General features: G+C 66.9%; 11 protein-coding genes. 2 read left to right on the top strand and 9 right to left on the bottom strand.

What is annotated here, in order from left to right:
• Positions 1 to 8: 8 nt before the first annotated feature.
• From WS57_RS02640 to WS57_RS02605, 8 genes are all read right to left on the bottom strand, one after another.
• The gene (locus tag WS57_RS02640; protein ID WP_009695757.1) at positions 9 to 1,250 is read right to left on the bottom strand and encodes an aromatic ring-hydroxylating oxygenase subunit alpha; all 1,242 of its coding nucleotides are present in this window, start codon (positions 1,248 to 1,250) and stop codon (positions 9 to 11) included.
• Positions 1,251 to 1,302: 52 nt separating this feature from the next.
• Positions 1,303 to 2,088, bottom strand: a complete 786-nt coding sequence (locus WS57_RS02635; RefSeq protein WP_009695756.1) for an electron transfer flavoprotein subunit beta/FixA family protein — start codon at positions 2,086 to 2,088, stop codon at positions 1,303 to 1,305.
• Complete coding sequence (locus WS57_RS02630; RefSeq protein WP_069243709.1) at positions 2,085 to 3,254, bottom strand: electron transfer flavoprotein subunit alpha/FixB family protein; 1,170 nt, start codon at positions 3,252 to 3,254, stop codon at positions 2,085 to 2,087. The genes WS57_RS02635 and WS57_RS02630 overlap by 4 nt, the downstream gene beginning before the upstream one ends.
• Before the next feature lie 5 nt (positions 3,255 to 3,259).
• Complete coding sequence (locus WS57_RS02625) at positions 3,260 to 5,185, bottom strand: (Fe-S)-binding protein (RefSeq protein WP_009695753.1); 1,926 nt, start codon at positions 5,183 to 5,185, stop codon at positions 3,260 to 3,262.
• Positions 5,186 to 5,187: 2 nt separating this feature from the next.
• Positions 5,188 to 7,251 carry an NADH:flavin oxidoreductase gene (locus WS57_RS02620; RefSeq protein ID WP_009695752.1) on the bottom strand — a complete coding sequence of 688 codons (2,064 nt, stop codon included), beginning with the start codon at positions 7,249 to 7,251 and terminating at the stop codon, positions 5,188 to 5,190.
• A 59-nt stretch (positions 7,252 to 7,310) separates the two neighbouring features.
• A complete protein-coding gene (locus tag WS57_RS02615) occupies positions 7,311 to 7,844 on the bottom strand; it encodes a DUF5943 domain-containing protein (RefSeq protein WP_009695751.1) in 534 nt (177 codons plus the stop codon).
• A 142-nt stretch (positions 7,845 to 7,986) separates the two neighbouring features.
• Positions 7,987 to 8,958, bottom strand: coding sequence for a dipeptidase (locus tag WS57_RS02610; protein ID WP_009695750.1), 972 nt, complete (start codon positions 8,956 to 8,958; stop codon positions 7,987 to 7,989).
• A gap of 33 nt (positions 8,959 to 8,991) precedes the next feature.
• Complete coding sequence (locus WS57_RS02605) at positions 8,992 to 10,266, bottom strand: serine hydroxymethyltransferase (RefSeq protein WP_040131111.1); 1,275 nt, start codon at positions 10,264 to 10,266, stop codon at positions 8,992 to 8,994.
• A gap of 355 nt (positions 10,267 to 10,621) precedes the next feature.
• Here WS57_RS02605 and WS57_RS02600 point away from each other — a divergent pair, with 355 nt between their 5' ends.
• The gene (locus WS57_RS02600; protein WP_081056742.1) at positions 10,622 to 11,737 is read left to right on the top strand and encodes a GlxA family transcriptional regulator; all 1,116 of its coding nucleotides are present in this window, start codon (positions 10,622 to 10,624) and stop codon (positions 11,735 to 11,737) included.
• 88 nt (positions 11,738 to 11,825) lie between these two features.
• Here WS57_RS02600 and WS57_RS02595 read toward each other — a convergent pair whose 3' ends face one another.
• A complete protein-coding gene (locus WS57_RS02595; RefSeq protein WP_409070468.1) occupies positions 11,826 to 13,199 on the bottom strand; it encodes a discoidin domain-containing protein in 1,374 nt (457 codons plus the stop codon).
• A gap of 304 nt (positions 13,200 to 13,503) precedes the next feature.
• On the opposite strand from WS57_RS02595, the gene WS57_RS02590 reads away from it, so the two are divergent.
• Positions 13,504 to 14,922 (top strand): PLP-dependent aminotransferase family protein, encoded by a 1,419-nt coding sequence (locus tag WS57_RS02590; RefSeq protein WP_059515215.1) that lies wholly within the window; start codon positions 13,504 to 13,506, stop codon positions 14,920 to 14,922.
• Positions 14,923 to 14,926: the final 4 nt, after the last annotated feature.

The following is a 14,926-nucleotide window of genomic DNA, read 5'->3' as shown; positions in this document are numbered from 1 at the left end:
GCTAATCGCTATGCGCCGGTTTTTTCGGCGAGCCGGCCGATGTACCAGGCCGAGAATTTTTCGACGAGCCCTTCCGTGTACGGCGAGTACGGGCCCGGCTCGTATGCGCTGCTGTTCGCGCCGCGCTGCGAGAACTCGACCAGCGCGCGGTCCTGGTCGTTGGTCGCGTTCCACACGGCCGTCAGGTTCTTCACGTCGTAGTCGATGCCTTCCTTCGCGTCCTTGTGCACGAGCCACTTCGTACGCACCAGCGTCTTGCCGGCCGACAGCGGGATCACCGAGAACGTGACGATGTGATCGCTCATGAAGTGGTGCCACGAATTCGGCTGCGTCCAGAACGACAGCCCGCCGAGATCGGCCTGGTCGAACTTGCCGAGCAGCTTCTTCGATGCGACCTTCGCGTCGAGCGTCTGCGATTCGCCACTGCGGTCGAGCGGCAGGCGCTGCGTGCGGAACCCCGTCACGTCGAGCAGCTTCTCGATCTCGGCGGACGGCAGGCCCATCTCGGCCCATTCCTTGCCGCGCCGGACGCAGGTCTCGGCGAATGCATCCATGCCTTCGGCGTTCGCATCCGAGCGCTGGTAGCCGAAGCCGTACTCGTACAGCGAAATGGTCAGCTCCGGATGGTTCGCGACGCAGTGATAGCACTCGCGGTTGTTCTCCATCGTGAGCTTCCAGTTGCCTTCCTCGATGATGTCGATCTGCGCGGCGATCTTCGTGTTCGGCAGGTCGTGCGGCAGCAGGTACGGCTCCATCTCGGCGCGCATCTTCGCGAAGTCGACGGGCGGCTCGTCGGCGAGGCAGATGAAGATCAGGCCCGCGAGGTTCTCGACGTGCACCGACTTCAGGCTGTGCTTGCAGCGGTCGAACTTCTCGCCCATGTGCTCGGCGAACATCAGCTGGCCCGTCAGGTTGTAGGTCCAGCTGTGGTACGGACACACGATGTTGCCGACCGAACCCTTGTCCTCGTTGCAGAGGCGCGCGCCGCGGTGACGGCACACGTTATGGAACGCGCGGATCGCCATGTCGTCGTCGCGCACGATCAGGATCGAATCGCTCCCCAGTTCCACCGTCACGTAATCGCCCGGTTCGGGGATATCGGGTTCGACCGCCACCTGGATCCAGTGCTGGCGGAAAATCGTCTCCATGTCCAGCGCGAAGATCTCCTCGCTCGTGTAGAACGGCGCCTCGAGGCTGTAGCCTTCCTTGCGCCGCTCGATCAGTGCACGAATGTCTGCCGATACTTTCATCGTTTGCTCCGGATTCCTTGCATCCCTGGGTTCTTGCCGACAGGCATCAAAATCAATAGTCGATGAGCTGATGCTCGCGCAAATACGTGAGGATCACTTGTGCTTTTTCGACTGAACTCCCCTCAATTACGACGTTGCCGCCGCGGCTTTCGGTCGTCGTCGCCGACAGCATCCGGGCATGCCCGGAGCGCTTCTCGGCCGCGACCAGCTTGACGGGTTTGCGCTCGATCGCGCCGACCGTCCACGCCGCCGCTTCGGCATCCCGGCCGGTCGCCGTGCGGCTCGGACGGATCGCGCCGGCGCGCAGCCGGGCGTACGCGTAGCGCGGCTGCGCATTGGCAAGCGGATGGACCGCGACGACGGCCGGCAGCGCCGCATCGACGCGCCGCCGCAAACCTTTCGGCAAAAATTGCCGGACTGCTGCGCGGTCGCCGTCGATCGTCACGTCGACGGCCGAGCCGACGAGCGGATAGCCGAGCAACGCAGCGACGCGATACGGCAGCATCCCGGTGTCGTACGCGCCCTCGGCGCGCGTGCCGGTCAGCACGAGGTCGTAGCCCTCGACGCGCGCGGCGAGCGCATGCGCGACATCCTCGCCGTCGTCGCAGACCAGCACCTCGACCTCGCGCGCGCCGAGCGCCAGGTATTCGGCGAGCGCCGGATTCGCGGGATCGCCCGCATGGATCACGTCGAGCTTCGCGCGATGCCGCTCGGCGAGCGCGCGGCCTGTCTCGAGCGCGGCCGCGTCGTTGCGGCTGTAGCGCGCGGCGCCGCTGACGGGGTGCCGGCCGACGGACACGAGCACCGCGATGCGTTGCAACTGGCGGGGGGCATTCATGCTGCAACTCCTTCCGGTTCACGGGCGCCGACCGCGGCCGGCGATTGTCCGCGCGCGGCGCGCGCGGCCTGCACCTGTTCGATCAGCGCGGCGATCGTCGCCTGCGCGTCGCCGACCACCGTCAGGTTCGCGCGCTTCGCGATCGGCGCGCTGCCGTCGAGGTTCACCGCGATCACGTGGCGGCAGTCCTTGATCCCCTGCAGATGCTGCACCGCGCCCGAAATGCCGAACGCGATGTACACGCTGGCCTCGACCGTCTTGCCGGTCGCGCCGACCTGCTTGTCGCGCGTGAAATGGCCGTTGTCGACCGCGACGCGGCTCGCGCCGATCGCCGCGCCGAAGGTGGCGGCCAGCCGCTCGAACGCGCCGATGTCGGTCACGCCGTTGCCGGCCGACACGATGAAGTCGGCTTCCTCGAGCGCGACCTGCGCGGCGTCGAGTTCCTCGAGGCCGAGATCGCGGTACGGTTGCGCGGCGTCGCCGGCCGGACGGATGAAATCGGCGGCCAGGCGCTCGCCCGCGCCGACGAACGGCAGCTTCGCCTCGACCGCGTTCGGCGCGAGCAGGATCACGTCGGGCAGCGCGCGCGTCGCGAACGCGCGCTTCGCATGCACATACGCGCCGACGTGCTTCGCGTCGATCTCGACGACGTGCGTCGCGACGCTTGCGCCGGCCGCCGCCGCATAGCGGCGACCGAGATCGCCGTCGCCGGTCGCGTTGTCGGGCAGGAATACGTGCTTCGGCGCGAGCGCCGCCACGCAGGCCTGCAATGCTTGCAGTTCGCTTTCGGGCGCGAACGCGCGGCGATCGAAGCCGGCGAGTTCCACCAGCTTGTCGACGCCCAGTTCGGCGACGTCGTCCTTCAGTTCGCCGAACGCGAGCAGCGCGACTTCGGTCTGCGCATCGGCGAGCAGCGCGGCGGCCGCGATCGCCTGGCGCGCCGGGTCGTCGAGCGCGCCGCGCTCGCTGTGCGCGACCACCAGCAGCACGTGCTTCGGATCCTGCAGCGCGCGGCGCGGCTTGGCGGCCGACGCCGCGTGGCCGTGCCCGGACCAGTTCGCGGCGCTGGCGTCGGCGCTGCCTTCCTCGCCGAGCGTGATGCGCTTCAGGCCGGCCGGCGTGATGATGAAGGGCCGGCGCGGATCGATTCGTTTGATCGTGTTCATCCGGTTCACTCCAGCGAGGCAGCGACGAGTTCAGCCACATCGAGCACGTCCGGGCGCGGGCCCACGACGCCTTCGAGCATGGCCGTGCAGTTCGGGCATGCGACCGCGACCACGTCGGCACCGATGGTGCGCGCGTCGGCGATGCGAATGTCCGGGATGCGCTGCTTGCCGGGGATGTCGGTCAGCGGCGCACCGCCGCCACCGCCGCAGCAGCGGCCGCGCATGCCGTTGCGCTCCATCTCGACGACCTGGATCCCGATCGTCTTCAGCAGCTTGCGCGGCGCTTCCGTCTCGCCGTTGTAGCGGCCGAGGTAGCACGGATCGTGATACGTGGTGCGCTTCTCCTGCAGCGCCTCGACGGCCTTCGGCGCAATCCGGCCGCTGTCGGCGAGCTCCGCGAGATAGGTCGTGTGGTGCTTGACCGTCACGCGCAGTCCGAGCGCGCGATATTCGTTGCGCAGGCTGTGCATCACGTGCGGGTCGGCCGTGACGATCTGCTGGTACGACAGCTCGCCGAGCGTGCCGATCAGGCGTTTCGCCATCTGCTGGAACGTCGCCTCGTCGCCGAGCCGGCGTGCGACGTCGCCCGTGTCGGTCTCGGTGGGGCCGAGCACCGCATAGTCGACGCCGGCCTTGTTCAGCACCTTGACGAACGCGCGCAGCGTGCGCTGGTAGCGCATGTCGAACGCCCCCTCGCCGGCGACGAACAGCACGTCGACCCGCTTGCCCGGCTGCGCGACCGGCGCGTTCAGGTCGACCGACCAGTCGTAGCGCGCGGCCGTGTCGTAGCCGCCCATCGTGCCGGTCTCGCGCAGATTCGCGAGCACTTCCTGGCCCTTGCCCGGCACCGTGCCGTGCACGAGCGTGCGGTTGCGGCGCATGTCGACGATCGCGTCGACGTGCTCGATCAGCATCGGGCACTCCTGCACGCAGGCGCGGCAGGTCGTGCACGACCACAGCGTCTGTTCCTCGATCAGGCCCGACACGATCGGGCCGTTCGGCTCGCCGCGATGCTGGCCGACCGCGAGGCCCGGCGTCGGGCTGCCCGCATACGCGGCATCGGTGCCGCCCGCCATCCCGACCACGAGATCCTGGATCAGCTTCTTCGGGTTCAGCGGCTGGCCCGACGCGAACGCGGGGCACGCGGCTTCGCACTTGCCGCACTGCACGCAGGCGTCGAAGCTCAGCAGCTGGTTCCAGCGGAATTCGACCGGCTTCGCGACGCCATACTCCTCGTGCTCGATGTCGGGCAGCTTCAGCGCGGTCGGCGGCGTCGCGTCGCCGTCGCCGGTGAACGACTCGCGGGTCGCGGCGAAACGCTCCTGGCGCGGGTGGAAGGCCAGGTGCAGCAGGCCGGCGATCGCATGCTTCATCGGGCCGCCCTTTGCGGCGCCGATCGTCATCGTGAACGCGCCGGCGCCGATCAGCAGCGCGCAGAGCACCGCGAACGCACCCGACATCGCGCCGGTCGGCACCAGCATGAACAGCACGAGGCCGAGCGCGAACGAGCCGAGCAGCCAGGGCAGCGCGTTCCACGGGCCCTTGGAGAGCCGCGCCGGCACGTCCTTCGCTGCGCGGCGGCGCCATACGAACACCGCGCCGACCAGCATCGCGAGCGCCGCCAGGAAGATCAGCTTGTCGAGCCACGGCGAATAGATCGCGAGGCCGTAGTTGACGAACACCAGCGCGAGCGCGGCGATCGCGCCGCCGGCCGTCGCGACGTGCGTCTTCGCGATGTACGGATCGCGCGCGACCACGTGGTGCAGGTCGACGAAGTAGCGCTTCGGAATCGCGAACAGGTTCGCGATGCCGAACGAGCCGGGCGCGGTGGCCCGGCCGAGACGCCAGTACGACGAGCGCTTCGCGACCGCGAACGCGAGCCCCGCCACCGACAGCCACAACAGTGCGGTAATCAGGAAAGCCGGATTCATCTTTAGAAATCCTTGACGAGACGCAGCGAGTCGTAGATCGCGCCGTGGACGTTGTGCATCGAGATGCAGTCGCCGACGCGGAACAGCAGGAAGCGGCCGTTGCCGAGTTCTTCCGACAGGCACGGCTGCGGCTCGGCCGCGAACAGCGTGTGCGGATCGATCTGGCCGCGGTTCACCGATTCCGGCTTCAGCTTCCAGTACAGCTCGTCGTTCGGCGACGAACCGTTCTCGATCACGACCTGGTCGACCGCGCGCTCTTCCAGTTCTTCCGTGTACTCGTTGCGCAGCACGGCGATCTTCTTGCCGTTTTCTTCATAGACACGGTCGAGCATCGTGTTCGGCGTCGCGATCACGCCGAGCGCGTACAGGCGGCGATAGAAGATCGGGAAGGTCGTGCCGCCGCAGTCGTCGGCGACCTTCACGTCCGGCGTGACGACCTCGACCTTCGAGCCGCGGCTCGCCATGAAGTCGGCCACGCCCGCGCCCGCGTGAGTGCTCACGCCGTCGAACAGCAGCACGTTCTGCTTCGGCTCGACCTTGCCGGTCAGGATGTCCCACGAACTGACGGCCAGCCCTTCGGCCACGCCCCAGCCCGGCACCTGCCACGTGAAGCTCGAACCGCCGGTCGCGAGCACGACGATGTCCGGCTTCTCGGCCATGATCGTCTTTTCGTCGGCCGCCACGCCGAGGCGGCGATCGACGCCCAGGCGCTTCGTCTCCATGTCGAACCAGCGGATGATCCCCGACATCTGTTCGCGCTGCGGCGCCTTCGCGGCGATCATCACCTGGCCGCCGACTTCCGCGTTCTTCTCGAACAGCACCACGTCGTGGCCGCGCAGCTTCGCGACGCGCGCCGCCTCCAGCCCCGCCGGGCCCGCGCCCACCACTACCACCTTGCGCTTCGGCCCGCGCGACTTCTCGATGATGTGCGGCATCGTCGCTTCGCGCGAGGTGGCCGCGTTCTGGATGCACAGCACGTCGAGGCCGTTGTACTGGCGGTCGATGCAGTAGTTCGCGCCGACGCACTGCTTGATTTCGTCCTCGCGGCCGTCGCGGATCTTGATCACCATGTGCGGATCGGCGATCTGCGCGCGCGTCATGCCGACCAGGTCGATCATCCCGTTCGCGAGCAGGCGTTCGGCCTGGCCCGCGTCGCGGATGCTCTGCGCATGCATCACCGGAATCTTCACCACCGACTTGATGCCGGCCGCGAGATGCACGAACGGCTCCGGCGGCAGCGCCATCGGCGGCATGCAGTTCGCGATCGTGTTGTGCGTGTCGCCGCCCGAGCCGACCACGCTCAGGTAGTCGATCAGCCCCGTCTCGGCCATCGCCTGCGCGATTTCCTTCAGCGCTTCGTGATCGAGGCCGTCCTCGTGGAATTCGTCGCCGCACATGCGCAGGCCGACGCAGAAGTCCTTGCCGACCGCTTCGCGCACGGCCGTCAGCACCTCGATGCCGAAGCGCAGACGGTTCTCGAGGCTGCCGCCCCATTCGTCGGTGCGATGGTTCGAGCGCGGGCTCCAGAACTGGTCGATCAGGTGCTGGTGCGCGGCCGAGATCTCGATGCCGTCCATGCCGGCCGCCTGCACGCGCTTCGCGGCCGCGGCGAAATCGCCGATGATGCGGCGGATCTCCTCGATCTCGATGATCTTCGCGTTGCCGCGGTGCACCGGCTCGCGCACGCCCGACGGCGACATCAGGTGCGGCCAGTGCTCGCCGTGGAACGACGAGCGGCGGCCCATGTGCGTCGCCTGGATCATGATCTTCGCGCCGTGCTTGTGCATCGCGTCGGCGAGCCGCGTGAGCGGGTCGATGATCTTGTCGTTCGACAGGTTCACCGATTTCCACCAGCCCTGCGGGCTGTCGATCGACACGGGGCTCGACCCGCCGCAGATCGCGAGGCCGACGCCGCCCTTCGCCTTTTCCTCGTAGTAGCGGATGTAGCGGTCGCCCGGCAGGCCGCCCGGCTCGGCATACACCTCCGCATGCGCGGTGCTGACGATCCGGTTGCGCAGCGTCAGCTGGTTCAGCTGCATGGGTTTGAACAGGTGGGGATAACGCATCGCAGGCGACCTCTGGCGTTCGAATGTCTCGTGTTGCGGGTGTTTTCTGTATCAGTGCATCAGTGCGCGATCGGCGACACTTCGAAGACGCAGTGGTCGTGGTGCTCGGCCGCACACTGCACTTCCCTCGACTGCGCGCGCGGCGCATCCTTGCCTTCCGGCGTCGTGTCGTTGACCCAGTCCATCGCGCCGGCGAACCAGCCGGCGAACATGTAGCAGAGCTTGCCTTCCTTGCCCGGCTGCTGGAGCACGAACGACGAGTGGCGCAGTTCGATCTTCGCGTGCGCGCTGGCCGGGTCGGCCTCGATGATCGAGAACAGACCCCAGCCGCGCTGCGACAGGCGCTTCAGGTAATGCTCGAACACCGCCATGCCGGTCAGCCCGTGCTGCTTCGCTTCCTTGTCGCACCAGTGGTATGCGGACTTGTAGCCGGCCTTGTACAGGATCGCGGCGTACGCTTCGACGCCGAGCGCTTCCTCGACGGCGACGTGGTTGTTCGTGAAGAAGTGACGCGGCACGTACAGCATCGGCAGCGCGTCGGTGGTCCAGACGCCGGTATCGGGATCGACATCGATCGGCAGTTGCGGTTGCATCGTGGTGACTCCGTGAGGAAAAACGCCGCGCGGCTCGGGCGCAGGCATGTGTTCGTCCGCGCGCCCGCGCGACTGGCGCGGGCACGTCCCGTTTTTTTGTATCGAATCGCTGGCGGCTAGGCGGTCGGGCAGCGCGCGGCGCTTACGCGCCCCACACGTCCTTGAACACGCGCACCCAGTTCTCGCCCATGATCTTGCGGATCCGCGACTCCTTCCAGCCGGCGCGTTCCATCGCCGCGGTCAGGTTCGGGAACTCGCCGATCGTGCGGATGCCGTCCGGGTTGATCACCTTGCCGAAATTGGTCAGCTGGCGATAGCGGCCCTTGTCATGCGTGAGCATGTCGAAGAATTCCTTCGCGAAATCCTGCGTGAAGTCGGTGCCGATGCCGACCGCGTCCTCGCCGATCAGGTTCACGACGTAGTCGATCGCCTCGATGTAGTCGTCGATCGTCGCCTCGATGCCGCGCTTCAGGAACGGCGCGAACATCGTCACGCCGACGAAGCCGCCCGCATCGGCGATCTCCTTCAGCTGCGCATCGCTCTTGTTGCGCGGATGCTCCTTCAGCCCCGACGGCAGGCAGTGCGAGTAGCACACCGGCTTCTTCGAGAACGCGATCGCTTCCGACGACGTGTTGCCGCCCACATGCGACAGGTCGACCATGATGCCGACGCGGTTCATCTCGGTGATCACTTCGCGGCCGAAGTCGGACAGGCCGCCGTCGCGTTCGTAGCAGCCGGTGCCGACCAGGTTCTGCGTGTTGTAGCAAAGCTGCACGACGCGCACGCCCATGTCGGCGAACGCCTCGATGTAGCCGAGGTTGTCCTCGAACGCGTGCGCGTTCTGGAAGCCCAGGATGATCCCGGTCTTGCCTTCCTTCTTCGCGCGGAAGATGTCTTCCGTCGTGCGGACCAGCGTCAGCAGTTCGCTGTTGTCGCGGATCTTCTTCTTCATCACGCCGATGTTGTCGACGGTCTTCGTGAAGTTTTCCCACACCGACACCGTGCAGTTCGCGGCCGTGATGCCGCCCTTGCGCATGTCTTCGAACACCGGCTTCTCGAACTTCGAGATGTTCAGCCCGTCGATGATGATGCTGTCCTGATGCAGCGTACTCATGGTTTTCTCTCGCTCCAGTCGTGTCGGTGTCGATCAGTAAATCGGGAAGCGCTCGCAAAGCGCGAAGATCTCGCGGCGCACGCGCTGTTCGGTCGCGCGGTCGCCTTCCGGGTTCGCGCGCAGCGCGTCGAACACCTCGAGGATCAGACGGCCGATCTCGCGGAACTCCGCGACGCCGAAGCCGCGCGTCGTGCCGGCCGGCGTACCGAGACGGATGCCCGACGTGACGGTCGGCTTCTCGGTGTCGAACGGAATGCCGTTCTTGTTGCAGGTGATGCCGGCGCGCTCCAGCGCCTGCTCGACCGGCGCGCCCTTCAGGCCCTTCGGGCGCAGGTCGACCAGCAGCAGGTGGTTGTCGGTGCCGCCGGTGACGAGATCGACGCCGCCCGCCTTCAGCACTTCGCCGAGCGCCTGCGCGTTCGCGAGCACGTTGTCGATATAGGTCTTGAAGTCCGCGTGCAGCACTTCGCCGAACGCGACGGCCTTGCCGGCGATCACGTGCATCAGCGGGCCGCCCTGCAGGCCGGGGAACACGGCCGAGTTGATCTTCTTCGCGATCTCCTCGTCGTTGGTCAGCACGAAGCCGCCGCGCGGGCCGCGCAGCGTCTTGTGGGTGGTCGACGTGACGACGTGCGCATGCTCGACCGGGTTCGCGTGGCGGCCCGCGGCGATCACGCCGGCGATGTGCGCCATGTCGACCATCAGCTTCGCGCCGACGCTGTCGGCGATCGCGCGGAAGCGCGCGAAGTCGAGCGCACGCGGATAGGCCGAGAAGCCGGCGATGATCAGGCTGGGCTTGTGCTGCTGGGCGAGTTCCTCGACCTGGTCGTAATCGATCCGCATCGTGTCGCGGTTCACGCCGTACTGGACCGCGTTGAACCACTTGCCCGACAGCGCCGGCTTCGCGCCGTGCGTCAGGTGGCCGCCCGCGTCGAGCGACATGCCGAGCACCGTGTCGCCCGGCTTGGCCAGCGCGAGCATCACCGAGCCGTTCGCCTGCGCGCCCGAGTGCGGCTGCACGTTCGCATAGCCGGCGTTGAAGATCTGCTTCACGCGCTCGATCGCCAGCGCCTCGACCTCGTCCGCGAATTCGCAGCCGCCGTAGTAGCGCTTGCCGGGATAGCCTTCCGCGTACTTGTTGGTCAGCACCGAGCCCTGCGCCTCGAGCACGGCGCGCGACACGATGTTTTCCGACGCGATCAGCTCGACCTGCGACTGCTGACGCTCGAGTTCCTTGAGGATGGCGCTGCGCACCGGCGCGTCGCGCTCGGCAAGGGGCTGCGAGAAGAAAGACTGGGTGTTCGACATAGTGCGTCCGTGGCGAAGATTGGGGGGCTGCAACCGATGCTCAAGGCCCGCCGTACCTGGGTTTTCCGTCTGTCCCGGGCAAGGCTGCCGACGGCTCTATTCTTGTCGTTCGGATTTTCGGCAGATTGATGAATTTAGACGCGTTCTTTGCCTTTTCCGCCATGCGCGTCCGTTTTGTACAAGTAACCGGTCGTGCTTTTTCGGATGACCGACAAAACCGACGAACCGATTCACCTATGAACTGGCACGCCGGCAGTGCCACCGACGCCCGATCGGGGTGCAGGCCGTCACGGATTCGGTGCAGTGCAACATCGCGCTTCAGCCCAGACAACGTATGGAGCTAGGGTTTAGCCGTATGGCACGCTTGTTGCGCTCGCTCACACAATACCGTAGCCCGATCCGTGCCTCGGGCCAAAAGCTATTAGAGATTCAAGGAACGCTCCCCATGTCGCCCGACCGCACAGCGTCGCTGTCCCACTTCGCGTTCATGCCCTTGCCGAATTTCACGATGATCGCGTTCACCAATGCGATCGAGGTGCTTCGGATGGCGAACTACCTGAGCGGCCAGCCGCTCTACCGCTGGTCGGTGATCAGTCCGGACGGCGGCCCGGTCACGGCGAGCAACGGCCTGACGGTCGATACCGGCCCTGCCGAATGCGCGGGGCAGCCCGACATCGTGTTCGTCTGCGGCGGCGTCGACGTGCAGCGCGCGACGACGCCTGCCCATCTGTCGACGCTGCGCCGCTTCGCGCGCTCGGGCATTCCGCTCGGCAGCCTGTGCACGGGCACCTACGCCCTCGCGAAGTCGGGGCTGCTCGCCGGCTACGCGTGCGCGATCCACTGGGAAAACATGTCGGCGCTGAAGGAGGAGTTTCCGGACACGCGCTTCCTGAAGGAACTGTTCGTGATCGACCGCGACCGCATCACGTGCACGGGCGGCGTCGCGCCGCTCGACATGATGCTGAACCTGATCGCCGCGCGCGTGGGCACCGCGCGCGTCACGCAGATCGCCGAGCAGTTCATCGTCGAGCATGTGCGCGACACGAGCGCGCAGCAGCGCATGCCGCTCGTCGCGCGCCTCGGTTCCGCGAACAAGTCGCTGTTCGAGGTGATCTCGCTGATGGAGAACAACATCGAGGAGCCGCTGTCGCGCGAGGAGCTCGCGCGGCTCGCGAACATGTCGCAGCGGCAACTGCAGCGCCTGTTCCGCGAGCATCTCGGCATGACGCCGACGCACTACTACCTGACGCTGCGGCTGCGCCGCGCGCGCGAGCTGCTGTTGCAGACCGACATGTCGATCATGCACATCACGATGGCGTGCGGCTTCCAGTCCGCGTGCCATTTCAGCAAGAGCTATCGCGACGCGTTCGGCGTCGCGCCGACGCGCGAACGCCGCAAGCAGGTCGCCCCGCTCGCCCAGGGCGCGGCCGCCGGCGGCCCGGCGTTTCCGGCGCTCGTGATTCACGCGTGAGCCGAGCGCGCCGCGCAACGAAAAAAAGCGACCCGTCGAGGTCGCTTTTTTCATCTGCCGCCGGCGCGGCGCGCCGGCGCCGCATGGCTTACGATCCCCACACCTGCATCTGGTACAGCGAGTAGCCCCACTGCGTCGCGCGCTTCGTGCCGAGCATCCGCACGTAGCGGCCGCGACCGTTGAGGTTCGGCAAGGTCACGTGCTGGTACGACACGCCGTTGTTCGTCGAGTAGATCGTCGTCCAGTTCGCGTTGTCGTTCGACGTCTGGATCTGGTAGACGAGCGCGCCCGCGTCCCAGTACAGGTCGATGCTGCTGATCGTCTTCACCGCGCCGAGGTCGACCGAGATCCACTGCGGATCGACGCCCGTGCCTTCCGGCGAATCCCAGCGCGTGCTGGTCGTGTTGCCGTCGAACGCCTTGTCCGGCGTCATCGACGCGTTGTAGCTCGCCGATGCCGCGGCCGGTCGCCCTTGCGACAGCAGCGTCGGCTGCGCCGCGGCCGGACCGCCGTAGTAGCTCGCGCCGAGCTTCGCCTTGGTCGAGTCGGCGTTCACGCCGAACGGCGTCAGGCTCCAGCGCTGACCGGTCGTCACGTCGCCGACATACAGCTGATAGCCGCCCGCCGTCGTCGACGAGAAGAACAGGTAGTTGGTGCCGTTCACCGGCGCGGGATCCGAGTTGTTGCTGACGCAGTCGTTGAGCGGCAGCGCGTTCGGCGTCGCCGCCGGGTCGGCGCTCTTCGCATAGATCTGGTCGAGCCCGCCGCTGTCCTTCCAGCGCGCGTAGAACACCATGCCGTCTGCGCGCACGATCGGATAGTAGGTCTGCAGTCCGGCCGGATGATCGAACGTGGCGGTCGCGCCGGTCGCGATCGTGCGCTTCATCAGGCCCATGTTCGCGCCGGTGCCGGTCGCGTAGTAGACGGCGCTCGCATCCGGCGCGAGATACGGCATCGAATACTCGGCGCCGGACGGCGCGTTCGTCAGGCTCACGATCGACGTGAACACCGGACCCGCGCTCGTATACGACAGCGTGCCCTGCTTCACGTCGCCGTTCTGCTTGAACACGAGCGTCTTGCCGTCCGGGCTGAACTTCGGATCCTCGTTGCGCGTCGCGCCCGTGCTGTTCGTCATGTTGACCGGCGGCGTGCCCGCGCCGAGCTGCAGCATGAACACGTTCCATGCGCCGTTGCGGATGCCCATGAACGCGAGCCACTTGCCGTCGGGGCTGAACACGCCGTTCATCGGATCGGTGATGCCCCAGGTGCTCTTGCTCAGTTGCGTCAGCGTATGCGCGGAGAAATCGTAGAGGAACAACTGGCTCGTGCCGTCGCCGTATTTCACGTAGCTGTGATAGACGAGCTTGCCGGTCAGCGCGGCGGGAAACGATGCGCTCGACTGCGCCGGAGGATTGCTGATACAGGCCGCGATGGCGGCGTGGCCGAACAGGCCGAACGTCATGCCGGCCACGATGGCGGCAAGAACGGATTTCGATTTCACGCTGAATATCCTGACAAATGTGAGACGCCGGCAGACGAAGCCGCGCGCGGATGCGCGCGGCCACGGATCAGCCGTCGTGCAGCGTGAATTCCGTATTTCGAGTGGACGTCGGGTTGAAGGTGGCGAGAGCATGCCTGCGAATCGCTCGAGAAAACAGGATCAGAGCCCATCGAAAATAAACGGATCACGATGGAAGACCGGTGCCCGAGCGACACGCGCCGTGCTACTCTTTTTTCGGCAGGAACGCGCTCGACTTGAGGCAGGCATGAAGCGTTATGCGATGCTCGCCGGAACGATCGCCGATTCGATCCGGCGCGGAGATCTGGCCCCGGGTGCGCGCATCCCGACGGTGCGCGCCGCCTGTCGCGCGTATCACGTCAGCCCGTCCACCGTGTTCCGCGCGTACTACGCGCTCGAGAGCGAGGGACTGATCGTCGCACGTGCACGGTCCGGTTATTTCGTGGCGAACCTCGACGACCGCCACCTGCGCACCGGGCACGATCTGCCGCGCAAGCGGGCCGTGGCGCCGCCCGACGACGGCGCGCTGTTTCGCCTGCTCGATTCCATCAGCTGCGAGGACATCGTTCCGCTCGGCTCGGCGTTCGCGAGCTATTCGCTGTTTCCGATGAGCAGCCTGTGGCGATACGCGGCGACGGCAGCGCGCAACATGGATCGCAGCCAGGTGCTGTCCGGCTTCCCGCCCGGCGACGACGGACTGCGTCGCCAGATCGCGCTGCGCTACCTGACCGCCGGCGCGGCGCTCCCGCTCGACGAGATCATCATCACGACCGGCGCGCTCGACGCGCTGACGCTCAGCCTGCAGACGCTGACGCGCCCCGGCGACGTGGTCGCGATCGAGCGCCCCGCATTTCACGCGGCACTGCAGGCCGTGCGGCGGCTGCACCTGAAGGCCGTCGAAATCCCGGTCGATCCGCGCACCGGGCTCGATCTCGATGCGCTCGCCGAAGCGCTCGACACGCATCCGGTACGCGCCTGCTGGTTCATGACGTCGTTCCACAATCCGACCGGCGCGACCTTGTCCGACGAACGCAAGCGCGCGCTGATCGAGCTGCTCGCCGCGCGCCGCGTGCCGCTGATCGAGGACGACGTGTACAACGAACTGCATTTCGGACCGTCGCCGGCGCGTCCCGCGAAGCTGTATGACGATAAGGGGCTGGTGCTCCACTGCGGGTCGTTTTCGAAGTGCCTCGCGCCCGGCTTCCGGATCGGCTGGGTCGCGGCCGGACGCTACGTACAGCAGATCAGGCACGCGTCGTGCACCGGCGCACCGTCGGCCGACCTCACCGCGCAAATCGCCATTTCCCGCTATCTGCGCGACGGCGGCTACGACCGGTTCCTGCGCAGGCTGCGGCGCAATCTGGCCGCGCACCAGGCGCAGATGCTCGCGGCCGTGCGCGCGTATTTTCCACAGGGGACCGAAGTATTTGCACCGCGCGGCGGCTATTTTCTGTGGATCGAGCTGCCGCCGCGCGTCGATGCGCTGCGCCTGTTCGGCGCCGCGATGGAAAACGGCATCAGCATCGCGCCCGGACCGATCTTTTCGATGACCGGCGGATTCCGTCGCTACGTCCGGCTCAACTACGGCCGACCGTGGACGCCCGCCGTGGAGAGCGCGATGCAGACCATCGGTACGCTGGCGACCCGCCAGCGCGATTCGGAGTAGCGCA

This window comes from Burkholderia pseudomultivorans, assembly GCF_001718415.1.
In the GTDB taxonomy this organism is placed as follows: Bacteria; Pseudomonadota; Gammaproteobacteria; order Burkholderiales; family Burkholderiaceae; genus Burkholderia; species Burkholderia pseudomultivorans_A.
Note: the sequence above shows the minus strand (reverse complement) of the source record. Positions and strands in the feature narration are given on the sequence as shown.